Origin of the sequence: Pseudomonas luteola NBRC 103146 (assembly GCF_002091675.1) — a bacterium.
Taxonomy (GTDB): Bacteria; Pseudomonadota; Gammaproteobacteria; order Pseudomonadales; family Pseudomonadaceae; genus Chryseomonas; species Chryseomonas luteola.
The window spans coordinates 377,358-398,933 of record NZ_BDAE01000003.1 but is presented as its reverse complement, the minus strand read 5'-3'; the positions used below and the strand labels follow the sequence as shown (position 1 = coordinate 398,933).

At 52.1% G+C, this 21,576-nt stretch carries 19 protein-coding genes and 4 tRNA genes; 12 read left to right on the top strand and 11 right to left on the bottom strand.

Translation table 11 applies throughout. The features are described 5' to 3' along the window. The first annotated feature begins 232 nt into the window (after nt 1–232). Nucleotides 233–1,183 carry a glycosyltransferase family 2 protein gene (locus tag PLU01S_RS06360; protein ID WP_074822804.1) on the top strand — a complete coding sequence of 317 codons (951 nt, stop codon included), beginning with the start codon at nt 233–235 and terminating at the stop codon, nt 1,181–1,183. A gap of 23 nt (nt 1,184–1,206) precedes the next feature. On the opposite strand, the gene PLU01S_RS06355 is transcribed toward PLU01S_RS06360, so the two are convergent. The 3 genes from PLU01S_RS06355 to PLU01S_RS06345 form a co-directional block, all read right to left on the bottom strand. Then, nucleotides 1,207–1,282: transfer RNA gene (locus PLU01S_RS06355), tRNA-Thr, on the bottom strand. Between the two features lie 48 nt (nt 1,283–1,330). Beyond that, nucleotides 1,331–2,734 carry an O-antigen ligase family protein gene (locus PLU01S_RS06350; protein ID WP_083397839.1) on the bottom strand — a complete coding sequence of 468 codons (1,404 nt, stop codon included), beginning with the start codon at nt 2,732–2,734 and terminating at the stop codon, nt 1,331–1,333. Nucleotides 2,735–2,787: 53 nt separating this feature from the next. Further along, nucleotides 2,788–3,213, bottom strand: a complete 426-nt coding sequence (locus PLU01S_RS06345) for a pilin (RefSeq protein WP_084339927.1) — start codon at nt 3,211–3,213, stop codon at nt 2,788–2,790. A gap of 219 nt (nt 3,214–3,432) precedes the next feature. On the opposite strand from PLU01S_RS06345, the gene pilB reads away from it, so the two are divergent. The 5 genes from pilB to yacG all read left to right on the top strand — a co-directional run bounded on the left by pilB (nt 3,433) and on the right by yacG (nt 8,146). Then, entirely contained in the window at nt 3,433–5,118 is a 1,686-nt protein-coding gene (pilB, locus tag PLU01S_RS06340; RefSeq protein WP_074822812.1) for a type IV-A pilus assembly ATPase PilB, read from the top strand. Between the two features lie 131 nt (nt 5,119–5,249). After that, nucleotides 5,250–6,467 (top strand): type II secretion system F family protein, encoded by a 1,218-nt coding sequence (locus PLU01S_RS06335; RefSeq protein WP_010797207.1) that lies wholly within the window; start codon nt 5,250–5,252, stop codon nt 6,465–6,467. After that, nucleotides 6,467–7,336 (top strand): prepilin peptidase, encoded by an 870-nt coding sequence (locus tag PLU01S_RS06330; RefSeq protein WP_074822815.1) that lies wholly within the window; start codon nt 6,467–6,469, stop codon nt 7,334–7,336. Before PLU01S_RS06335 ends, PLU01S_RS06330 begins: the two co-directional genes overlap by 1 nt. Continuing rightward, nucleotides 7,336–7,950 (top strand): dephospho-CoA kinase, encoded by a 615-nt coding sequence (coaE, locus tag PLU01S_RS06325; protein ID WP_074822820.1) that lies wholly within the window; start codon nt 7,336–7,338, stop codon nt 7,948–7,950. Before PLU01S_RS06330 ends, coaE begins: the two co-directional genes overlap by 1 nt. Continuing rightward, complete coding sequence (gene yacG / locus PLU01S_RS06320) at nt 7,943–8,146, top strand: DNA gyrase inhibitor YacG (RefSeq protein ID WP_010797204.1); 204 nt, start codon at nt 7,943–7,945, stop codon at nt 8,144–8,146. Before coaE ends, yacG begins: the two co-directional genes overlap by 8 nt. A gap of 90 nt (nt 8,147–8,236) precedes the next feature. Here yacG and PLU01S_RS06315 read toward each other — a convergent pair whose 3' ends face one another. Beyond that, nucleotides 8,237–8,710 carry an FAD/FMN-containing dehydrogenase gene (locus tag PLU01S_RS06315; RefSeq protein WP_139208705.1) on the bottom strand — a complete coding sequence of 158 codons (474 nt, stop codon included), beginning with the start codon at nt 8,708–8,710 and terminating at the stop codon, nt 8,237–8,239. 202 nt (nt 8,711–8,912) lie between these two features. Between PLU01S_RS06315 and PLU01S_RS06310 the strand changes: the two genes are divergently transcribed. Further along, complete coding sequence (locus PLU01S_RS06310) at nt 8,913–9,395, top strand: MOSC domain-containing protein (protein ID WP_074822824.1); 483 nt, start codon at nt 8,913–8,915, stop codon at nt 9,393–9,395. Between the two features lie 105 nt (nt 9,396–9,500). Next, nucleotides 9,501–10,799 carry an NAD(P)/FAD-dependent oxidoreductase gene (locus PLU01S_RS06305; protein WP_074822826.1) on the top strand — a complete coding sequence of 433 codons (1,299 nt, stop codon included), beginning with the start codon at nt 9,501–9,503 and terminating at the stop codon, nt 10,797–10,799. 187 nt (nt 10,800–10,986) lie between these two features. Here PLU01S_RS06305 and PLU01S_RS06300 read toward each other — a convergent pair. From PLU01S_RS06300 to rluD, 6 genes are all read right to left on the bottom strand, one after another. After that, nucleotides 10,987–11,062, bottom strand: a tRNA-Lys gene (locus PLU01S_RS06300). 6 nt (nt 11,063–11,068) lie between these two features. After that, nucleotides 11,069–11,145 (bottom strand) — tRNA-Pro (locus PLU01S_RS06295). A 10-nt stretch (nt 11,146–11,155) separates the two neighbouring features. Further along, nucleotides 11,156–11,231 (bottom strand) — tRNA-Asn (locus PLU01S_RS06290). 191 nt (nt 11,232–11,422) lie between these two features. Next, the gene (gene clpB / locus PLU01S_RS06285; RefSeq protein WP_074822830.1) at nt 11,423–13,987 is read right to left on the bottom strand and encodes an ATP-dependent chaperone ClpB; all 2,565 of its coding nucleotides are present in this window, start codon (nt 13,985–13,987) and stop codon (nt 11,423–11,425) included. Between the two features lie 136 nt (nt 13,988–14,123). Further along, complete coding sequence (pgeF, locus tag PLU01S_RS06280; RefSeq protein ID WP_074822833.1) at nt 14,124–14,867, bottom strand: peptidoglycan editing factor PgeF; 744 nt, start codon at nt 14,865–14,867, stop codon at nt 14,124–14,126. Beyond that, complete coding sequence (rluD, locus tag PLU01S_RS06275; RefSeq protein WP_074823465.1) at nt 14,864–15,826, bottom strand: 23S rRNA pseudouridine(1911/1915/1917) synthase RluD; 963 nt, start codon at nt 15,824–15,826, stop codon at nt 14,864–14,866. The genes pgeF and rluD overlap by 4 nt, the downstream gene beginning before the upstream one ends. Nucleotides 15,827–15,983: 157 nt before the next feature. On the opposite strand from rluD, the gene PLU01S_RS06270 reads away from it, so the two are divergent. The 4 genes from PLU01S_RS06270 (at nt 15,984) to PLU01S_RS06255 (ending at nt 20,369) form a co-directional block, all read left to right on the top strand. After that, entirely contained in the window at nt 15,984–16,997 is a 1,014-nt protein-coding gene (locus PLU01S_RS06270) for an outer membrane protein assembly factor BamD (RefSeq protein ID WP_074822840.1), read from the top strand. A 216-nt stretch (nt 16,998–17,213) separates the two neighbouring features. Beyond that, complete coding sequence (locus PLU01S_RS26110; protein WP_074822844.1) at nt 17,214–17,453, top strand: PP0621 family protein; 240 nt, start codon at nt 17,214–17,216, stop codon at nt 17,451–17,453. After that, the gene (locus PLU01S_RS06260) at nt 17,443–19,026 is read left to right on the top strand and encodes a sensor histidine kinase (RefSeq protein ID WP_074822846.1); all 1,584 of its coding nucleotides are present in this window, start codon (nt 17,443–17,445) and stop codon (nt 19,024–19,026) included. The genes PLU01S_RS26110 and PLU01S_RS06260 overlap by 11 nt, the downstream gene beginning before the upstream one ends. Nucleotides 19,027–19,028: 2 nt before the next feature. Beyond that, nucleotides 19,029–20,369: a sigma-54-dependent transcriptional regulator gene (locus PLU01S_RS06255; RefSeq protein ID WP_084339926.1), complete on the top strand. Its 1,341-nt coding sequence runs from the start codon at nt 19,029–19,031 to the stop codon at nt 20,367–20,369. On the opposite strand, the gene thiO is transcribed toward PLU01S_RS06255, so the two are convergent. Next, nucleotides 20,370–21,479: a glycine oxidase ThiO gene (gene thiO / locus PLU01S_RS06250; RefSeq protein ID WP_139208707.1), complete on the bottom strand. Its 1,110-nt coding sequence runs from the start codon at nt 21,477–21,479 to the stop codon at nt 20,370–20,372. Between the last annotated feature and the right edge of the window lie 97 nt (nt 21,480–21,576).

Below are 21,576 nucleotides of genomic sequence, written 5' to 3'. Positions count from 1 at the left end.
TAAAATTTGCTAAACAATCCCTTCACCTGAATTTTCACTAAAATTTTAAAGAACATCTAAAGTCAAATTACTAATAGTAATTTCGACTATTCTTCTATAAGAACAATCTTAATAATCAAAAATTAGGTACCTTAAAACTCCTTTTAAATTCTGCCCAGACTCAAGCTGGCATTCCGGTTGCTTTAGTAAAGCGATAAAAGCAAGCCACGCTTTACTATTAGAGTCTACTGTCATGAATAAAGTAACCTCCAACCCTCCTGAGCAACCCTGCGTTGCCATTTTGCTTTGTACATATAACGGAGAGCTTTTTTTAACTGAACAGCTTGACTCAATTATCAGGCAAACTCATGAAAACTGGATCCTTTACGCTTCGGATGATGGCTCAAAGGACAGCACCATTGAAATACTTTATAGATATCAAGCGGAATTGGGCGAGCAAAAATTTAAAATACTAAACGGTCCACGACAGGGCTTTTCTAAAAACTTCATGTCACTTATTAAAAACAAATCAATAGAAGCTGATTATTATGCATTTAGTGACCAAGATGATATTTGGCATGAAAACAAAATAGAAATAGCCGTAGAGCACCTTAAGAGCCATACGAATAAAGCGCCTTCTATCTACTGCTCTCGGACGCATTTGATTGATACTAGCGGAAATTCATTAGGCTTTTCTCCTTTATTCCGCAAAAAACCTAGCTTCTCAAATGCTCTAGTTCAAAGCCTCGCTGGAGCAAACACTATGATTATAGATAATCAGGCAAGATATATTTTAGCCACAACGCCAAATGATGCGAAAATTATTTCTCATGATTGGCTTGCCTATATTTTAGTTAGCAGCTGTGATGGCAACATTTTTTACGACCAAACACCGAGAATTGATTACCGCCAACATAGCGCAAATATAATCGGCTCCAACACCAGCTTTAAAGACAAAGTAAAAAGATTAAAAAAAATGTTAGAAGGAACATTCAGAGATTGGAATGAAAGCAATATCTATATACTAGAATCATGCAAGGAAATAATGTCTGAAACTAGCAAACAAAAGTTAGCCGCCTACCAGAAAGCCAGAAAGGCAAAGTCTATAAGGAGAATACTTTTCCTTCGTAAGGCAAAGCTGTACAGACAGACCCTAACAGGAGAGATCGGGCTTTATCTAGCCGCTGCTTTAGGCAAGCTCTAGAATTTACCTAAAATTAAAAAATATGGTGCCGGTGATAGGATTTGAACCTACGACCTTCGCATTACGAATGCGCTGCTCTACCAATTGAGCTACACCGGCTTCTTATGATAATCACATAGAGTCTTTTGTACGTAAAGCTTTTTAAAGCTACTCAGCAATGATTCCTTGCCTCCAAAATCTAGGCTTAAAATAGCCCCAATGATTAATCTCACCACCTCCACCCTGCCAGTTCAGATAACTCAAATCTCGAAATACAATTGCCACTAAAATCAAGCTCGCCAGCAAGAAAGACAACTTCCATATTTTCACTTGGATAAAACCATCTAATCTCTCGGCTCCCTCGGCCTGTTCATTGCCCCTGTAATAAACCCCAACCATCCAACCTGTGATTATAGAAAACCAAATTTGAGAATATGGCATTACAAAGACCCCATCAACCATACCCTGGCTCAAAGAGGCAATAAAGCTTGCTGAAAGACAGACATATAAGACCTGCAACTTATAATTCAAAAGCAAGCCATTTTTTATTGTAGCCGTATTTCTCAAAAGGAACCTAATTACAGTAATTAAAGCAATTAATAAAGCACCCCCCCCCCACTCCGATGCAATCTGAAGAAAAAGCTGGTGAGGATGCGCTGCTACATCGTTATAAATGCTAGCAAAGTGCATCGGACCATAACCTAATAAAGGTCTATTTTTAACCATTTCTAAGGCTTGTAGCCATATAACGTCTCTAGCAGAAAGCGTCGTAGTCATCCGGTCCAATGCGGAACCAGAAACACTTAGGCCTAAAAGACGTGGAATTAAACTGAAAAACAAAAAATATAAGCCTAAAGAAAAAACAAAAGATGAAAACTGAATACAAGCCCACTTTCGAGAAAGTCTAGATAAACATGCCATATAAAGCATAGCCACACCCATACCAAGCCAGGTACCTCGGGTGCCGCTAGCAATCGCTATTAGCCATATGCAACTCAGCAGTAGAAATACTCCAACCCTAATCAATTTATCATCGGAAGATAGCAGCTTAAAAGCTAGAACAGGAATCACAAGAGTAATAAATTGACCATAGAATCTTATATTAGAGAAACCATCCAATATAATTTCAGCACTTAGCCCCCCTCCATAGCTCAACGCAGAAACATAAGAAACAAAAAACTGAAGCACTTTTAGCAAACAAAGCATCATTAAAAAATTAATTATTAAGAAATCAAACCTCTCACCATCACCTATACAGCGCCACGCAATAAAAAACACAATAGCTATTGACCCTAGCAACAGAGAAACCTCTGCCAGAGACCACAAACGGTATTGAGAAAAAGAAGAGGAAATCAAGCCTATTAGAAGAAAAAAGCAAAAAAATCTGGAATAGAATCTACTTAAATAAATAGCCTTATTGGACGCTAAAAGCCCAAAAGCACATAATATAAAAATTATTATCTGCCCGGCTCTTTGCCAGTCATGCCAAGATAAAGATGAAAAATTGAAAGTCGGAAGAACAAACACAACACCAAGCAGAGCACCTAGTAATACTCGCCCTAAATTATTCATCTTTCCTCACAAAAAAAGCCTCTTAAGAGGCTTTTTTAAATCAAACATGCTACTTATGACTTAGTGCAACCCTTGTCATACTTCGTATCTGCATCAGTACCGCAAGACCATGTACCTTCCTTAACACGTGTCAAGGTAATCGTTTTTCCTTTAATTCCTGGGTTACCGTTATTAAAAGTAAACTTCGCGGTACCAGCACCTTCTGTTCCCTTCGTTAGAGCAATTGTACCCATAGGATTAGCATTGGTAGCCATCCCCAAATCAGCGGCTGTCATGTTTGTATCCTCAGGAAAGTCACCCTTCTCAAGAATAAAGGTATCAATGTTAGTCTTTAAAGCAGATAGAGTAGAGAAACCTGCAGCAAAGTTTGCTCGACCAACATAGTTTTGATACTGCGGTATGGCAATAGCTGCGAGAATACCAATGATCGCCACAACGATCATCAATTCAATAAGAGTAAAACCTTTTTGAGCTTTCATGCTTGTCTCCATTAGAAGAAGTAGGCTCAACATGCCTGATTCTCTCTAAGCATTCCGCGTGCCAACTGCTTAGATCACAGTATTTGTGTGAAATAGATTCTCTGCCGCTTCGCCTGTATGGCAAGTACTGACAATAATTGTCACGCAAAAGTGCGTATTTGATAGGACTGCTTTCGACTGCTATAAGGCAGGCATCGCTTATCCTTATCGGCCCGCCTTATGAATGATTTAGCGCCCCTCTCTGGTCTTGCCCGTCAGCTTGTTTTGGCGGAGCTACTGGATGAAAAAACGGCTCAAAGCGCGGTTGCGCAGAGCAAGGTCAGTAAAGTCCCGCTAGTGACGCATCTGGTCCAGAATCGCCTCGTTAAAAGCCGTGCAATTGCGGAGCTGTCCGCCGAGCAGTTCGGCTTGGCGTTTTTAGACCTGAGCGTGGTTGACAAGGAGTCTCTACCTAAAGAGATCGTGAGCGAGAAATTGATGCAGCAGCATCACTTTATCCCGCTCGCCAAGCGCGGTAATAAACTCTTTATTGGTATATCCGACCCGACCAATCAGCAGGCAATCAATGATATTCAGTTCAGTACCGGACTGACAGCCGAACCCATTCTGGTTGAAGACGATAAGCTCCACACTGCAATTGACCAGTACCTGGATAATGGCACCGGCGGGCTGGATCTCGGTGATATTGATCTTGATATCGAGATCAATACGGAAGAAGAGAAAAAGTCTGAAGTAGACGCGGACGATGCCCCAGTTGTCCGCTTCGTCAACAAGATGCTGCTCGACGCCATCAAGCGCGGCTCGTCTGACTTGCATTTTGAGCCTTACGAGAAGATGTACCGAGTGCGCTTCCGTACCGATGGCGTCATGCATGAAATGGCACGACCGCCGATTCAGCTAGCCCCCCGTATCTCGGCCCGTCTGAAGGTCATGGCGAGTATGGATATCTCTGAACGCCGCAAACCTCAGGATGGGCGTGTGAAGCTCAAGGTTTCCAAAAACAAGTCCATCGATTTTCGTGTGAACACCCTGCCTACCCTTTGGGGCGAGAAAATCGTGATGCGAATTCTTGACCCCTCCAGCGCGCAGATGGGTATTGATGCCTTGGGCTACGAAGAGCGCCAGAAAGAGCTGTATATGGAGGCGCTTAGCCAACCGCAGGGCATGATTCTGGTAACCGGCCCTACCGGCTCCGGCAAGACCGTATCGCTGTACACAGGCCTAAATATCCTTAATACGGTCGATATCAATATCTCGACCGCAGAAGACCCTGTAGAGATCAACCTGGAAGGTATCAACCAAGTCAACGTCAATCCGCGTCAAGGAATGGACTTTGCCCAAGCACTCAGAGCATTCCTTCGTCAAGATCCTGACGTGATCATGGTGGGCGAGATCCGCGACCTTGAAACGGCAGAGATTGCAATCAAGGCTGCACAAACGGGTCACATGGTTATGTCAACGCTGCATACCAACAGCGCGGCAGAAACATTGACGCGCCTGCGGAACATGGGAGTACCTGCTTTTAACATCGCCACATCGGTCAACCTAATCATTGCCCAGCGGCTGGCACGCAAGCTGTGCCCTAAATGCAAAAAGCCGCATGATGTGCCAAGAGAAACCCTGTTAAGTGAAGGCTTCCCTGAAAACCAGATTGGCAAGTTTACGCTGTACTCTCCTGCTGGCTGTGAGGAGTGTAATAACGGCTACCGTGGCCGCGTGGGTATTTATGAAGTCGTAAAGATTACGTCTGCCATGCAGAACTTGATCATGGAAGAAGGCAACTCAATCGAGATTGCCCGTAAGGCGCGTGAAGAGGGCTTTAATGACCTACGGACATCTGGCCTGCTCAAGGCCATGCAAGGCGTAACCAGCCTGGAAGAAGTAAACCGCGTCACCAAGGACTGATTGGCGCGAACTTTGCGTGTCCACTCGATGCCCATGAAGGGCTGGTCAGTCACATGAACAAGAGTGGACGTCGTCAAACAGCAAGGCTGCACATTGACAAGACGCACTCCAGCACCTGAAGAGCGGATTGCATGGCCGACAAAGCATTAAAAATGAGCGCTTTTACCTGGGAGGGAACGGACCGTAAAGGCGTCAAGATCAAGGGCGAAATGACCGGGCTGAACCCTGCCCTGGTCAAGGCCCAACTGCGCAAGCAAGGGATCAACCCCACGCGCGTACGCAAAAAATCAGTCTCGATCTTCAGCCGCGGCAAAAAGATCAAGCCGATGGACATCGCCCTGTTCACTCGCCAGTTGGCTACCATGCTGGGGGCAGGTGTTCCTTTGCTGCAATCGTTCGATATTATCAGCGAAGGCTTTGATAATCCGAACATGCGCAAGCTGGTCGACGATATCAAGCAGGACGTGGCGGCCGGTAATAGCTTGTCTAGCTCGCTGCGTAAAAAGCCTCAATACTTCGATGACCTCTACTGCAACCTAGTCGATGCGGGTGAGCAGTCTGGTGCGCTGGAAACGTTGCTGGATCGCGTAGCGACCTACAAAGAAAAAACCGAGCAGCTCAAGAAAAAAATCAAGAAAGCTATGACCTACCCTGCCGCGGTTGTCGTAGTAGCGATTGTGGTTTCAGCTATTCTACTGATTAAGGTTGTACCTCAGTTCCAATCCGTCTTCGAGGGCTTTGGCGCAGAGCTGCCCGCATTTACATTAATGGTAATTGGCCTTTCAGAAACCTTGCAGGAATGGTGGTTCATCGTTCTGCTGGCCCTTTTCGCTTTAGGTTTCGGCTTTCAGATGGCACACAAACGGTCTGAAAAATTCCGCGATGCCGTTGACCGTTTTGTACTCAAAATACCAGTCGTGGGTGCTATTCTTTATAAGTCTGCGATTGCACGCTATGCGCGTACCTTATCCACCACCTTTGCTGCAGGCGTACCGCTGGTAGATGCGTTGGATTCGGTTTCTGGCGCTACGGGTAACGTTGTCTTTCGCAATGCCGTCGACAAGATCAAGCAAGATGTCTCGACCGGCATGCAGCTGAATTTCTCCATGCGAACCACTGCCGTCTTTACCTCTATGGCCGTGCAAATGACGGCCATTGGTGAAGAATCGGGCGCACTGGACGAAATGCTGGATAAAGTGGCCGCTTTCTATGAAGAAGAAGTGGACAACATGGTCGACAGCCTTACCGCTCTGATGGAGCCCATGATCATGGCGGTTCTGGGCGTACTGGTGGGCGGTTTGATCATCGCCATGTACCTTCCTATCTTCCAGCTAGGCTCGGTTGTTTAATGGCGGCTATCGAGCTTTTGGCAACCTACCCCGCCGCGTACTTGAGCTGTGCGTTAGTACTGGGCTTACTGGTTGGCAGCTTTCTCAATGTAGTCGTACACCGGCTTCCCAAAATGCTTGAGCGGGACTGGATAGCCCAGTCTCGCCAAATGCTGGAACTACCCAGCGAAGGCGAAGCAGAGCCTTATAACCTTGCCAAGCCTCACTCCCATTGCCCTCACTGCCAACATCGCATTCGGCCGTGGGAAAACATTCCTGTTATCAGCTATATCATGCTGCGCGGCAGGTGCTCCAGCTGTAAGGCGCCCATTAGTGCTCGCTATCCGCTGATTGAACTGACGTGCGGCCTGCTTTCCCTGTTTGTCGTCTGGCATTTTGGTTTTACCTGGCAGGCAGCCAGCGCCTTGTTACTGACCTGGGGGCTGCTCGCCGCCAGCCTGATCGATGCTGATCATCAGATTCTTCCAGACGTCATTGTTCTTCCGCTGCTATGGGTTGGCTTGCTGGTTAACCAGTTTGAGTTGTTCTCTAGTCTCTCCGATGCAGTCTGGGGTGCAGCGGCGGGCTATATGAGCTTGTGGGTGGTTTTCCAGCTTTTCAGGCTGATCACAGGCAAGGAAGGCATGGGCTTTGGTGACTTCAAGCTGCTGGCCTTGCTGGGCGCCTGGGGCGGCTGGCAAATCCTGCCGCTTACGATATTGCTGTCTTCTTTAGTAGGCTCGATCCTTGGCATTATTCTGCTTCGTCTCAAGAATGCCGAAAACAGCACACCAATACCGTTTGGGCCTTATCTGGCCATTGCGGGGTGGATTGCTTTGCTTTGGGGTGATCAAATAACAGGCATGTACCTTCACTTTGCCGGTTTTTGATGAGCAACCCTTGGATTCTCGGCCTTACGGGCGGGATTGGCAGCGGTAAAAGCGCCGCTGCCGAACATTTCGGCTCGCTGGGCATTCACACAGTAGATGCTGATCACGCGGCCCGCTGGGTGGTAGAGCCTGGCCAGCCCGCTCTTGAACAGATTGCTCTGCATTTTGGCAGCGATATCCTGCTCGATGATGGCCGCCTGAATCGCCCAGGGCTGCGTGCTCGCATATTCGCCATCCCCGAAGAAAGGCGCTGGCTTGAATCGTTGTTACACCCTTTGATCCGCCAGGAAATCATTCGAGCATTAAACGAAGCCACATCGCCCTATGCCGTTCTGGTTTCCCCTTTGCTTATCGAATCCGGCCAGACGCAGCTGACCCAACGGGTACTCGTTGTAGATGTGCCGGAAGCTTTGCAGCTCGAACGCGCCATGCGGCGCGATCAGGCTGACGAGACACAGATAAAGGCCATCCTTCAGGCGCAAATGAAGCGAGACGAGCGCTTGAAACACGCGGATGATGTCCTCATTAATGACGGAACGCTCGCGCAGCTACATGAGCATGTCGAACGCCTGCATCACTTTTATCTCACCCTACAAGGAGGCAAGCATGCCTAAGCCACCTTTAACCGTAGATTGCCCTACGTGCGGCGCTCCCGTGGAGTGGAGCGAGGCCAGCCCCAACCGCCCCTTTTGCTCAGACCGCTGCAAACTAATAGACCTGGGCGCCTGGGCAGCAGAGGAGCACGCCATTCCCGGCAACGATCTGGAAGACGATTTGTTTTCAGAAGACATGCCACGCCGGGACCATTGAACCACTGCTCCATGGCGTCCCATACTGACCATTTTCGCCACACTTGGCTTTAAGCCGAAGCGCTCAATAACGTTTCGGCTAGCGCCTCCCTTATTTGGCCTTTGCCTTTAACGCATCTTTCAGCCCTTCGGCAGAGTCGAACTCTCGCTGCCCTACGAAACGGCCATGATCCAGCATGAGCCAAAGAACCTTTTCCTTGTCACCAGGGTAACGGGGCGCCACCCGCCCTTCATGATCCAATAGCACGCGGTAGTTATAGTCACGCATGGCAGGAATGGCGAACAACGTCGATATTACCTTGGGCATCTGACTGATATCAGCCAGGAAGGCTACCTTGTTAGCCTCTAGATAGCCCTTGGGCTGATCCTTCAAAGCCGCCTTCACGAGATTTGCACCAGTCATGCTGCGAGCAACCAGCAAAACCTGCAGGTCATCGTCCAGCGTATAAGGCTGGTCGTTCTGATCCAGCAACGTCCAGGGTGCAAGGCGCTCTCCTGGCGCCAGTGCCCAGGTCAATCCGGGCAGTAAAGCAATCAGCAATAGCACAGAGCGCAAGACGCGCATGGAGCCTCCAGTTACTGGTTCAAAGAGCGAAACTGTATCAGCGAGCAGCGCCAGGGTAACTGGCATTTCGCTGTCATCGCTGTAAAAATATTCACGCCTGTCATTTTTCAATGTAAGCAGAACATCTACCGCAGATCCGCAAGCCTCCTCTAAAGCAAGGGCGTTGTACGCCGCCACCCTACTATCGTAATAGGCCCACCTGATGATACCGCTAAAAGAGCTTTTGGCAGCTGTGCCTCAAACGGGAACCGTACAGTGGATGGGTGTCCGCCCCGCCGCTCGAGCAGAAATGATCATTGTTGATGCTGTTGAGGCTCGCCGCGAGGCTGGCTTGACGGGCGACCATACCCGCCCTAGCCCGCGCAATGCTCGTCAGGTCACGCTTATCCAGTGGGAGCACCTGGCGGTCGTCAGCGCGCTCATCGGACGATCGCTTGAACCTCAGGACCTGCGCCGCAATATAGCAGTCACAGGTATTAATCTTTTCAGCCTTAAAAATCGTCGCTTTCAGATCGGTCAGGCCATTTTCGAAACAACCGGCTGGTGTCAGCCATGCGCTCGCCTGGAGGAGCGCCTAGGGCTGGGCACGTTTCAAGCGATGCGTGGCCACGGTGGAATTACTGCCCGCATCTTGAGCGGCGGAATCATCAGAGTCGGCGATACCGTAAGCGTCATCGACGACTAACCCAACGAATTATTTCATACGAGCCGACTCATCAGCGGCTCGTATCACCGCAGGCGCCTTGGCTGCCCGCGCCAAAGAATTCCAACACTATGAGTATGAAACACCATGACACATCGAATCGTAATCGTCGGCGGCGGCGCTGGGGGCTTAGAGCTGGCTACCCGCCTGGGCAGAAAGTTCGGTAAGCGCAACCAGGCACATGTCACGCTGGTTGATGCCAACCTGACCCATATCTGGAAGCCGCTCATGCATGAAATCGCCGCAGGCTCCCTGAATTCCTCAGCCGACGAACTCAATTATGTCGCCCAGGCCAAATGGAATCATTTTGAGTTTCAGCTAGGTCGCCTGACTGGCCTGGACAGAGCAAATAAGCGCATTCGTCTTGCACCTATCACCGACGAGCAAGGCAAGGAAGTTCTTGCTGAGCGAACCATGCCCTATGACACGCTCGTTATTTCCATCGGCAGTAAAACAAACGACTTCGGCACGCCTGGCGCTGCAGAGCACTGCCTGTTTCTGGATACCCGCGCCCAGGCCGAGCGCTTTCATCAGCAGCTGCTCAATCAATATCTGCATGCTCAGGCAAGCAGTGAAACGGCAGCGCCCATTGATATCGCGATTGTTGGCGCTGGCGCTACTGGCGTGGAGCTGGCAGCAGAACTTCGCAATACCGCTCAGCAGTTGGTCTCCTACGGCTTGAATCGTATTCGCCCGGAAGACCTTCGCATCACGATCATCGAAGCAGGCCCACGTGTATTGCCGGTATTACCCGAACGCATTGGAGAGCCGGTCGCTCAACAGCTGCAGAAACTAGGCGTCCGCCTCATGACGGGCGCAGCCGTAAGCTCTATTACGGAAGACGGCCTGACCACCAAGAGCGGCGAATTCATTCCCGCCAAGCTTAAGGTATGGGCAGCTGGCATTCGTGCACCGGAGTTTCTAGCTAACATGGACGGGCTGGAAAGCAATCGAATCAATCAATTGGTGGTACGTCCTACGCTTCAAACCACGCAGGATGATGACATCTTTGCCTTTGGTGATTGCGCGGCGTGCCCCATGTCTGGAGAGGACAATCGTAATGTCCCGCCTCGGGCACAGGCCGCCCACCAACAGGCCTCTCTGCTGGTGAAATCCATAACGGCCCGCCTGAAGGGCGAAGCGCTGCCTGAATACCACTATAAGGATTACGGCTCTCTGATCTCGCTTTCGCGTTATTCAGCCGTGGGCAACCTGATGGGCAATCTGACCGGGAACGTCATGCTGGAAGGCTGGCTGGCGCGCATGTTTTACGTGTCACTCTATCGGCTGCACCAGCGGGCGCTCTATGGAAACTTCAGAACCTTGCTGCTGATCATTAGCGATCACTTGGGCCATACACTCAAGCCAAGGCTAAAGCTGCATTAAATGGTAGATGCCCTGTTTGCAAGGTGCAGGCAGGGCACAAAACCCTGGATATGACGAATTTGCACAAAGCAAATAGCGCTGCGCCAAACAAATGTGTGCTGAAAAGAAGAAGATTTTAAAACGAGACACAGCGAAGAACTCGCTGCTTAGCAGAAATGCTTAAGAGGTTAACGCTTGGAGAAGAAAGTGGTGGGTCGTGTAGGATTCGAACCTACGACCAATTGGTTAAAAGCCAACTGCTCTACCGACTGAGCTAACGACCCACTTAATGGTCGGGGTAGGGGGATTCGAACTCCCGACATCCTGCTCCCAAAGCAGGCGCGCTACCGGGCTGCGCTATACCCCGACAAGGAAGTTGGCTCCGCGACCTGGACTCGAACCAGGGACCCAATGATTAACAGTCATTTGCTCTACCGACTGAGCTATCGCGGAACTTCTAAGCTTCCAATCTCAACCTTTGCTCTTCAGCGTTAAGCTGCGCTGCATCAGCTGAGGTGCGCCATTTTACGGGTATTGATTCCTGTGTCAACACCCTTTAGCAAATTTTATTGCAAAAAATTCATGCACTTAAGATACACCTCGTCTGGAAACGCAAAGGGCGCCTTAAGGCGCCCTTTAGCAGACTAAGCAAATACGATGTCTTCGCCCTCTACCCTCGCCTCTATCTTGCTGCCCGGGACAAACTGCCCAGACAGAATCTGTTGGGCAAGAGGGTTCTCGATCCAGCGCTGTATGGCACGCTTCAACGGACGCGCCCCATAGACAGGGTCGTAACCTACTGCAACCAGCTTGTTCATTGCCTCTGCCGAAAGCGCCAGATCCAGCTCACGCTCAGCCAGACGCTGACGCAGGCGGCTCAGTTGAATATCAGCGATACCGGCGATCTGATCACGACCGAGCGGTTCGAACACAACCACCTCGTCGATCCGGTTGATGAACTCCGGCCGGAAGTGGGCCGAGACCGCATCCATGACAGCAGCACGCTGAGCTTCCGGGTCGCCAACCAACTCCTGTATTTGCGCTGACCCCAGGTTCGAAGTCATGACAATAACCGCATTACGGAAGTCGACAGTACGCCCTTGACTATCGGTCAGGCGGCCATCATCCAGTACTTGCAGCAGAATGTTGAATACATCCGGATGCGCCTTTTCCACTTCATCCAGCAGAACCACGGAGTATGGCTTACGCCGCACCGCCTCGGTGAGATAGCCACCTTCCTCATAGCCTACATATCCCGGAGGCGCACCAATCAGACGGGCAACGGAATGCTTCTCCATGAACTCAGACATGTCGATACGAATCATGGCGTCTTCTGTATCGAACAGGAACTCAGCTAACGCTTTGCAAAGCTCGGTCTTACCCACCCCGGTTGGGCCCAGGAACAGGAACGACCCGCTCGGCCGGTTCGGATCAGCCAATCCTGCACGGGAGCGTCTGACCGCGTTCGCTACCGCCGTCACCGCCTCATTCTGCCCAATGACACGCTGATGAAGCGCATCTTCCATGCGCAGCAGCTTGTCACGCTCGCCTTCGAGCATTTTGCTGACCGGAATGCCCGTCCACTTGGAGACCACTTCAGCAATTTCGTCCTCGGTCACCTTGTTGCGCAGCAGCTGGTTGGCCGGCTTTTCATGTTGGTCCACCATCTGCAGGCTACGCTCAAGGTCAGGAATGACGCCGTATTGCAATTCTGCCATACGGTTGAGATCACCCTTACGGCGCGCCAACTCAAGCTCCTGCTTGGCTTGCTCAATCTTCTGCTGCAATTGCGCAGAGCCTTGAACCTCCGCCTTCTCAGCCTTCCAGACCTCTTCCAGATCGGCATACTCCTGCTCAAGCCGGGCGATGTCTTCACGCAGCTTGCCAAGACGCTTCAGGGCACCTTCGTCACTTTCTTTCTTGAGCGCTTCCTGCTCAACCTTCAGCTGGATCAAACGACGCTCCAGGCGGTCAAGCGCTTCGGGCTTGGAGTCGATTTCCATCCGAATACGGCTTGCGGCCTCGTCGATCAGGTCAATTGCCTTGTCGGGCAGTTGCCGATCCGTAATGTAGCGATGCGACAGCTTGGCGGCCGCAATGATGGCCCCATCAGTAATCGCGACCTTGTGATGCACTTCATACCGCTCTTTCAAGCCGCGCAGGATCGCAATGGTATCCTCCTCGCTCGGCTCATCGACCAGGACTTTCTGGAAACGACGCTCCAAGGCGGCGTCCTTTTCAATGTACTGGCGATACTCGTCAAGCGTGGTAGCGCCTACACAATGCAGCTCGCCACGAGCCAATGCAGGCTTGAGCATGTTACCTGCGTCCATGGCGCCTTCCGCCTTACCGGCACCCACCATGGTATGGAGCTCATCGATAAAGAGGATGACACGCCCTTCCTGCTTGGAAAGCTCATTCAACACCCCCTTGAGGCGCTCCTCGAACTCTCCCCGGAATTTGGCACCGGCAATCAGAGATCCCATGTCCAGGGCTAACAGACGCTTATCCTTCAGGCCATCGGGCACTTCACCGTTGACGATCCGCTGAGCCAGCCCTTCAACAATGGCTGTTTTACCAACGCCCGGCTCACCGATCAGCACCGGGTTATTCTTGGTACGGCGCTGCAGAACCTGGATAGTGCGGCGAATCTCGTCGTCACGACCGATCACAGGGTCAAGCTTGCCCTCCTCCGCGCGCTTGGTAAGGTCAACCGTAAACTTATCCAACGCCTGACGGGACTCCTCAGCATTAGGATCGTTGACAGCGTCACCGCCGCGCAGGTTGTTGACGGCATTTTCCAGAGCCTTGCGGGAAACACCCTGCGCCAGCAGTATCTTGCCAAGCTTGGTGTTGTCGTCCATAGCAGACAGCAGCACCAGTTCGCTTGAAATGAATTGGTCTCCCTTCTGCTGAGCCAGCCGATCGGCCTGATTCAACAGACGCGCCAGATCCTGAGACAGGCTGACATCCCCGGTAGGGTTCTGAATCTTCGGCAGACTGTCCAACTCCTTGGTCAGGACCTGGCGGAGCATCTGAATATCAAAGCCGACCTGACGAAGCAGCGGTAGAATCGAGCCGCCCTGCTGATCCAGCAAGGCAGAAAAAAGATGCACGGGTTCGATGGCCGGATGGTCATGCCCTACCGCGAGGGATTGGGCGTCGGCCAACGCAAGTTGCAATTTACTGGTTAAACGGTCAATTCGCATGACTATGTCCTTTATATGAGCGCGGGTCAGGGACGCACCATAAAAAGCGTCACAACGATTACCCGCCGAGATGTCTCTTACATAAGGACAATTCTGCTCGATTCAAGCGCTGGCCATTTGACCTGGATCAGTCGGATTACGCCTCATCCAGAGGTTGGGTCAGCCAGATCAGGCTGGCCAGGCGTCCTGTCTGCGGGGAGCGCCTAAAGGAATAAAATCGCGCAGTGTCGGTATACGTGCACCATCCGCCACCGTAGATGGCATCAATGCCGATGGATTCCAGCCGCAACCGCGCCAGCTGGTAGATATTCGCCATGAAGCGTCCGTCATTGACGCTGTGTTTGAAGGCTGTTTTTGCCTGGGAATGCTCTGATACGAACGCCTCGCGCACTTCAGCCCCAACTTCAAAGGCGTCAGGGCCGATTGCAGGCCCAAACCACACCAGGATATCTCGAGGGCTCGACTCAAGCGACGCAGCCGTTGCTTCGAGCACACCACTTACCAGCCCTCGCCATCCGGCATGAGCAGCCGCGACACGCGTCCCTTGCCGATTACAAAAAAAGACAGGCAGGCAGTCTGCCGTCATGATCGTTGCAGCAATGCCAGGCGTCGACGTCCAGGAGGCATCAGCCTCAAGCACTTGGGCCGGATCAGCCTCAACGACAGAAATCCCATGCACCTGCTTTAGCCAGGCGGGTCGACACCCTAGCGAGTCGACCAACCGTTGCCGGTTTTCCGCCACGGCGGCCGGATCATCCTGCACATGATCGCCCAGATTAAGGCTCTGATAAGGCCCATGACTGACGCCCCCTGACCGAGTCGTAACGCAGCCTCTCACATTGGCAGGCGCAGGCCAGTCGGGAATCAGCCAGTCATTCATCCGGTAAACGCCTCACGATCCTGACGCAAAAGGCTAAGCAGCCAGACGATATCCTCAGGCAGAGGAGACTCCCAGCTCATACGCTCCCCCGTCACCGGGTGATCGAGTTCCAGGAAGCGGGCGTGCAGCGCCTGTCGAGGAAACTCTCGAAGCGTCTTGACCAGTGTTGGGTTGGTAGCAGGCGGAATTCGGAAACGCCCGCTGTATACCGGGTCCCCTACCAGTGGAAAGCCGATGTGGGTCATATGGACCCGTATCTGGTGAGTCCTGCCAGTCTCCAGCTTGACGCGCACATGCGTATAAGCCCGGAATCGATCCAGGACACGATAATGGCTGACCGCCGGCTTTCCACCGGTAACCACAGCCATTTGCTGGCGCCGTTGGGAGTGACGGCCTATAGGCGCATCTACCGTACCGCCGGAAACCACCACGCCCGCTACAACCGCCTCATAAACACGACTGACGGAGCGTGCCTGAAGCTGGGCCACCAGATTGGTTTGTGCTTCCAGGGTCTTGGCGACAACCATCAGGCCGGTCGTATCCTTGTCCAGACGATGGACAATACCGGCACGAGGGACATTTACTAATGATGGTACGTGGTGAAGTAACGCGTTGAGCAATGTACCGTCCGCATGGCCTGCCGCAGGATGGACGACCAGCCCGGCAGGCTTATCCAGCACGAGCAAATGGTCGTCCTCATAGACGATATTGAGCTCGATATCCTGCGCCACCCAATCGCCCTGCACTTCTCGCTCCGCGCGCAAGGACAGTACGGCGCCGCCATGCACCAGATCACGTGGACGCAGGATCGCGCCATCAACAGTTAGGCTGCCTTCCTTGATCCAGGACGACAGGCGAGAACGGGAATATTCAGAGAACAGCTGAGCCGCTACCTGGTCGAGACGCTGACCGCCGAGTTCTGTAGGCACTTCGGCGTTGAGTTGGATAATATCGGACATAGCAGCCAACAAAGGCGTGTAGCTTTTGGTTTCAGCCACACGCTGTGGTTAAATACGAAAACTTTTTGCCCTGGCATGATGTTCATGCCGGGTTGTTCATCATAACAGGACGGTTCCGGCTCCGTCAGCCGACCGTTTCAGGGAACGCAAAGCCGCCATGCAATTGAAGCACCTGCTGCTGATCGCCAGCCTCGCCCTCACCGCTGCCTGTTCCTCCAAAGCACCTGAAGTGGCAGAAAACCTGAGCGAAACCGAGCTCTACAAGCAAGCTCAGGAAGATTTGAACAACAACAACTACAACCAGGCTGTCAGCAAACTCAAGGCTCTTGAGTCCCGCTATCCGTTTGGCCGTTATGCAGATCAGTCTCAGCTTGAGCTTATCTATGCCAACTACAAGAACGGAGAGCCTGAAGCTGCCCGTACATCGGCAGACCGCTTCATTCGTCTGCACCCGCAGCATCCAAATGTCGACTACGCCTACTACATGAAAGGTGTAGCATCCTTTGAACAGGACCGCAGTCTTCTGGCGCGCTTCCTGCCATTGGATATGACCAAGCGTGACCCGGGTGCTGCCCGTGACTCATTCAATGACTTTGCTCAGTTCACCAGCCGTTTTCCAAACAGCCGGTACGCACCTGATGCCAAGGCGCGCATGACCTATCTGCGCAACCTGCTGGCAGCGTATGAAGTCCATGTGGCCGATTACTACCTGCGCCGCAAGGCTTATGTCGCTGCGGCCAACCGTGGTCGTTATGTTGTCGAAAACTTTCAGGGCACCCCATCGGTAGGGGATGGCTTGGCAGTCATGACTGAGGCCTATCAGCATCTGGGCCTCAACGACCTGGCAGCTACCAGCCTGGAAACGCTAAAAATGAACTATCCGGACAACCCAAGCCTGGATAACGGTGAGTTCAAACCCAAGCAGCGTAGCGAGGATGATCGCTCGTGGCTGGCACGCGCAACCCTCGGCCTGGTTGATCGCCCCAGCGAGCCGCTCCCGCCAGGCGAGACACGAGCTGCTCAGGATGTACAGCGCCAATACGAAGATGCGAAGCGTGAAATTCCACAGGAGTTGCTTCCAGAGAATCAACCTGCGGCTGGAGAGGCCGAAAATCCTGATGCTCCGCGTCGCTCATGGTTCAGCCGTCTGACGTTTGGTCTTTTCGACTGATGCGAACCTGAACAAAAAAGGAGGCTTTAAGCCTCCTTTTTATTTACTCCTGAAGGTCCGCAAAATAAGACACCTCATTCATATGAAGACCATGATGAGGTATAACGCTTCAACGGCCATCACACGCTGTGATGGAGTTTACTTTTGCAGTCTTCTAATGTGCCGTAACACCCGAAACGAATTTTGTAACGGCCGTACTACTATTTAGAGAACACTATGGGTTTGTTTCGCCTGCTTTTCTGGCTAGCTCTGATTATCGCTGCTGTATGGCTGTGCCGCCGCCTGCTACAGGCGAAACCACAGAAGTCACAGAAAACACGCCTAGCCAAACCACAGCCAATGGTTCGCTGCGGTCACTGCGGGGTACACATTCCTCGCGATAAAGCCCTACCCCACGGGGAGCTCTGGTTCTGCTGCCAAGATCACTTACAAAAAAGCCTGAGCAGTGAGCGCTGATTTTTTTCATTACAACCTGCAGGACAGTCGTATCCTGAAGTTGTATCACTACTACCGGGTCATTGTCGGGCTGGTTTTTATCCTTCTGGTTTCCACCAATCTGGACGACAACCTTCTGAAGGTAACCGAGGGTAAAAACTTTGTGGTCGGCAGCTGGATTTACCTAGCGGGTAATATCCTGGCGATTTTTCTGCCACCACTGCGCAAGCAAAAACAGATCTTTGCCCTGGCTCTAGTGGATATCGGGCTGCTGACCTATCTCATGTACAGCGCTGGCGGTACACCGAGTGGTATTGGCAACCTCATCATCATTACCGTATCGATCGCCAACATTCTTCTCGTTGGGCGTATTGGAATTCTGTTGGCGGCCTTGGCTACCCTTGCCCTCATTTATGCCACCGCCTATAGAACGCTTAGCCTTCCTTCAGAGGCCAATCAGTATGTTCAGGCGGGAGGCCTGGGCGCACTGTGCTTTGCCGCCGCATTTCTGGTGCAAAGTCTCGTTAGTCGGCTGTCCAAAAGCCAGACCCTGGCAGAAGAGCGGGCGCACGTTGTTGCCGATCTGGAAAATCTGAATGCGCTGATCCTGGACCGTATGCGCACCGGCATTCTGGTTCTGGACTCAAGAATGGCACCTATTCTGGCCAACCCTGCCGCTCGAGAGCTGCTCGGTCATCCAGAACTCGATACCGGGGAGTTGAATGATCAATGCCCCGAATTGATGGACCGGCTACAACAGTGGGAAAGGAACCGAACGCTTCGTCCTGCACCCATGCAAGCGTTCAGCGAAGGCCCACTGATCCAGCCCAGCTTCGTCCCTATTCAGCGGAGCGGCAATCAGCATATTCTGATTTTTCTGGAAAACATTTCCCGTATTGCTCAGCAGGCCCAGCAGCTAAAGCTTGCATCATTGGGACGCCTCACGGCGGGCATTGCCCATGAAATTCGCAACCCGCTGGGGGCCATAAGCCACGCGGCACAGCTTCTTCAGGAATCAGAAGTACTCGATCAGCATGATCTTCGCCTGGCCCAGATCATTCAGGATCACTCCCGGCGCATGAACATCATCATCGAGAATGTCCTGCAACTGTCCAGACGCCGCCAGGCAGAGCCCCAGCTGCTGGACCTCAAATACTGGGTGCACCGCTTTGCGGGTGAATTCAGAACCACTCTACGTGAGCAACAGTTTGTCTATGTGCAAACGACATCAGGTACGATACAGACCCGCATGGCCCCTAGCCAGCTGACTCAGGTGCTAACCAACCTCGTTCAAAATGGCCTACGCCATAGCAGCAAGCTGCACGGCAAGGGACAAGTGTGGCTGGATCTCTTCCGTGACCCCGACTCAGACCTTCCCATATTGGATGTCATTGATGATGGGCCAGGTGTACCTGAAGACCAGATCACCAACCTTTTCGAACCCTTCTTTACCACCGAAAGCAAAGGAACCGGGCTCGGCCTCTATATTTCCCGCGAATTATGCGAGAGTAACCAGGCCCGCCTCGACTACCGCCAGCAGGAACAAGGCGGCTGCTTCCGCATTACCTTTGCCCATCCGCGCAAGTTGAGCTGAACATGAATCGACAGAAAGTCCTGATCGTTGATGACGAACCCGATATCCGAGAGCTGTTAGAAATTACATTGGGTCGCATGAAGCTCGACACCTTTAGCGCAAAGAACGTGAAAGACGCAAAGGACCTGCTGGCTCGAGAATCCTTTGACTTGTGTCTGACCGACATGCGTCTTCCAGATGGCTCCGGTCTTGATCTTGTGCAATACATCCAGCAGAAATATCCAAATGTTCCTGTAGCCATGATTACCGCTTTTGGAAGTCTGGATACAGCCATCCAGGCATTGAAAGCGGGCGCCTTCGATTACCTGACCAAACCTGTTGATCTTCCTCGGCTCCGAGAGCTTGTAAGCACCGCCTTACGCCTGAGCAGCTCAGCGCCTGCCCCCATCAAGGTGGCATATCACAGGCTGCTGGGTGACTCACCGCCCATGCGTACGCTACGGGCTCAGATCGGCAAACTCGCTCGCAGCCAGGCGCCCGTCTATATCAGCGGTGAGTCCGGCAGCGGTAAAGAGCTGGTCGCCCGACTGATTCACGAGCAAGGCCCTCGTGCGGATTGCCCTTTTATTCCGGTCAACTGTGGCGCCATTCCATCAGAGCTGATGGAAAGCGAGTTTTTTGGTCACAAAAAAGGCAGCTTTACGGGTGCCATTGAAGACAAGCAGGGCCTATTCCAGGCCGCCCAGGGCGGTACTTTATTTCTGGATGAAGTCGCCGATCTGCCGCTAGCCATGCAGGTAAAACTGCTTCGCGCCATTCAGGAAAAGGCTGTACCCACCGTCGGTGGGCAACAGGAAGTAGCGCTGGATGTGCGGATATTAAGTGCCACACATAAAGATCTGGCCGCCGAAGTAGCCGCTGATCGCTTCCGGCAAGACTTGTTTTATCGCCTCAACGTCATCGAACTTCGCGTCCCTCCGCTACGTGAACGACGCGAAGACATTGCGGAACTGTGCTCGACTATCCTGAAGCGTCTCGCCAAGGAATCACAACAGGATCTGGCCCAGCTGACAGATGATGCTCTCGCCAAACTCAAGAGCTATCGCTTTCCGGGTAATGTTCGCGAGTTGGAGAACATGCTTGAGCGAGCCTATACCCTTTGTGAAGACAACCTGATCAAACCAAGCGATTTGCGCCTTGCAGATACTCCTCAGTCGTCCAGCACTGGCGAAACCAGTCTGGCCAATATCAGTAATCTTGAGGATTATCTGGAGGAGATTGAGCGAAAGCTGATCATGCAAGCGCTTGAGGAGACGCGCTGGAACCGTACAGCTGCCGCTGAACGGCTCGGGCTTTCCTTCCGCTCGATGCGGTATCGCCTGAAAAAGCTGGGCATCGATTGATTACACGTAGCTGATCTCCAGCCGTGAATCCGGCAGATAAGGTGCCGGATCGATGATAGGCGCCTCCCCTGTGATCAGATTAGTCAACAGCTGGCAGGAGGCAGGCGCCAAAACCAAACCGTTACGATAATGACCGCAGTTGAGCCACAAGCCAGGCCGCGCGGATACTTGGCCAATATAGGGAATGCCTTCAGGCGATCCTGGTCGTAGCCCAGCCCAATGAGCGACCATTGGGCTACCTTTCAGTGCAGGCAACAGCTCGATGGCTGAACGCAAAAGACTTTCGTGCGCTGCCTGGGTAGGCTTCTTGTCAAAGCCTGCATGCTCCAATGTACTGCCTACCAGAATATGTCCATCTCGCCGCGGGATGGCATAGCGCCCTTTCGCCAGCACCATACTGGGCAGAAAATCATCTGCGCATTTGAATAGCATCATCTGGCCCTTAACCGGCTCGACAGGCAAGCTGATGCCGACGCTCTTCAATAACGAGCCGCTCCATGCTCCCGCTGAAACCACAACATGCTTAGACTGGACGGCAATGCCATCCACATAAACACCGGTGACAGCGTCCCCTTCCTGAAGAAATGCCTGCACTTCGCTTCCAGTCTTTATGGTTACGTTGGGCATAGCAGCCAGAGCGGCATGAAGGGACTTAACCAGCCGCGGGTTTCTAACATTAGCCACATCCGCCATATAAATAGCCTTCTTGAAGCCCTCCCCTAATACCGGAACGTGGGAATAGGCCTCTTGAATAGGTACCGAGGCCAGAGGCCGTTGTTTGTCTTTGGCCCAGGCAAGCGCCTCAGCTTCATCATCAAGATCCAGCCAATACAGCCCTGTTACATGGACTTCAGGATCTACACCTGTCCTTTCGAAAAGCTGAGTGCCAAGTTCCGGGTAGAAATCTTGAGACCAGTGCGCCAACGCGGTGACGGGAGCGCTGTAGCGCCAGGGATAAAGCGGAGAAACGATACCTCCGCCGGCCCAGGAGGCCTCCTGACCAAGCTCTGCTCTTTCCAGAAGCAAGACTTTCTGCCCTGCCAAGGCGAGCTGCAAAGTCGAAAGCAGGCCAATAACGCCCCCACCAATGATCGCCACCTCAAAAACCACGTCACACCTCAATAACCGCTCAATTGACAAGTAATGCATACAGGAGCAAAAAGCCATCATGCCAGGATGGCTAAACTGACTTCACGTACATGGACGC

Bases quoted from the DNA above. Each gene is read 5' to 3' on its own strand.
- PLU01S_RS06360 (WP_074822804.1), top strand. From the start codon at position 233: ATGAATAAAGTAACCTCCAACCCTCCTGAGCAACCCTGCGTTGCCATT.
- PLU01S_RS06350 (WP_083397839.1), bottom strand. From the start codon at position 2,734: ATGAATAATTTAGGGCGAGTATTACTAGGTGCTCTGCTTGGTGTTGTG.
- PLU01S_RS06345 (WP_084339927.1), bottom strand. From the start codon at position 3,213: ATGAAAGCTCAAAAAGGTTTTACTCTTATTGAATTGATGATCGTTGTG.
- pilB (WP_074822812.1), top strand. From the start codon at position 3,433: ATGAATGATTTAGCGCCCCTCTCTGGTCTTGCCCGTCAGCTTGTTTTG.
- PLU01S_RS06335 (WP_010797207.1), top strand. From the start codon at position 5,250: ATGGCCGACAAAGCATTAAAAATGAGCGCTTTTACCTGGGAGGGAACG.
- PLU01S_RS06330 (WP_074822815.1), top strand. From the start codon at position 6,467: ATGGCGGCTATCGAGCTTTTGGCAACCTACCCCGCCGCGTACTTGAGC.
- coaE (WP_074822820.1), top strand. From the start codon at position 7,336: ATGAGCAACCCTTGGATTCTCGGCCTTACGGGCGGGATTGGCAGCGGT.
- yacG (WP_010797204.1), top strand. From the start codon at position 7,943: ATGCCTAAGCCACCTTTAACCGTAGATTGCCCTACGTGCGGCGCTCCC.
- PLU01S_RS06315 (WP_139208705.1), bottom strand. From the start codon at position 8,710: ATGCGCGTCTTGCGCTCTGTGCTATTGCTGATTGCTTTACTGCCCGGA.
- PLU01S_RS06310 (WP_074822824.1), top strand. From the start codon at position 8,913: ATGATACCGCTAAAAGAGCTTTTGGCAGCTGTGCCTCAAACGGGAACC.
- PLU01S_RS06305 (WP_074822826.1), top strand. From the start codon at position 9,501: ATGACACATCGAATCGTAATCGTCGGCGGCGGCGCTGGGGGCTTAGAG.
- clpB (WP_074822830.1), bottom strand. From the start codon at position 13,987: ATGCGAATTGACCGTTTAACCAGTAAATTGCAACTTGCGTTGGCCGAC.
- pgeF (WP_074822833.1), bottom strand. From the start codon at position 14,867: ATGAATGACTGGCTGATTCCCGACTGGCCTGCGCCTGCCAATGTGAGA.
- rluD (WP_074823465.1), bottom strand. From the start codon at position 15,826: ATGTCCGATATTATCCAACTCAACGCCGAAGTGCCTACAGAACTCGGC.
- PLU01S_RS06270 (WP_074822840.1), top strand. From the start codon at position 15,984: ATGCAATTGAAGCACCTGCTGCTGATCGCCAGCCTCGCCCTCACCGCT.
- PLU01S_RS26110 (WP_074822844.1), top strand. From the start codon at position 17,214: ATGGGTTTGTTTCGCCTGCTTTTCTGGCTAGCTCTGATTATCGCTGCT.
- PLU01S_RS06255 (WP_084339926.1), top strand. From the start codon at position 19,029: ATGAATCGACAGAAAGTCCTGATCGTTGATGACGAACCCGATATCCGA.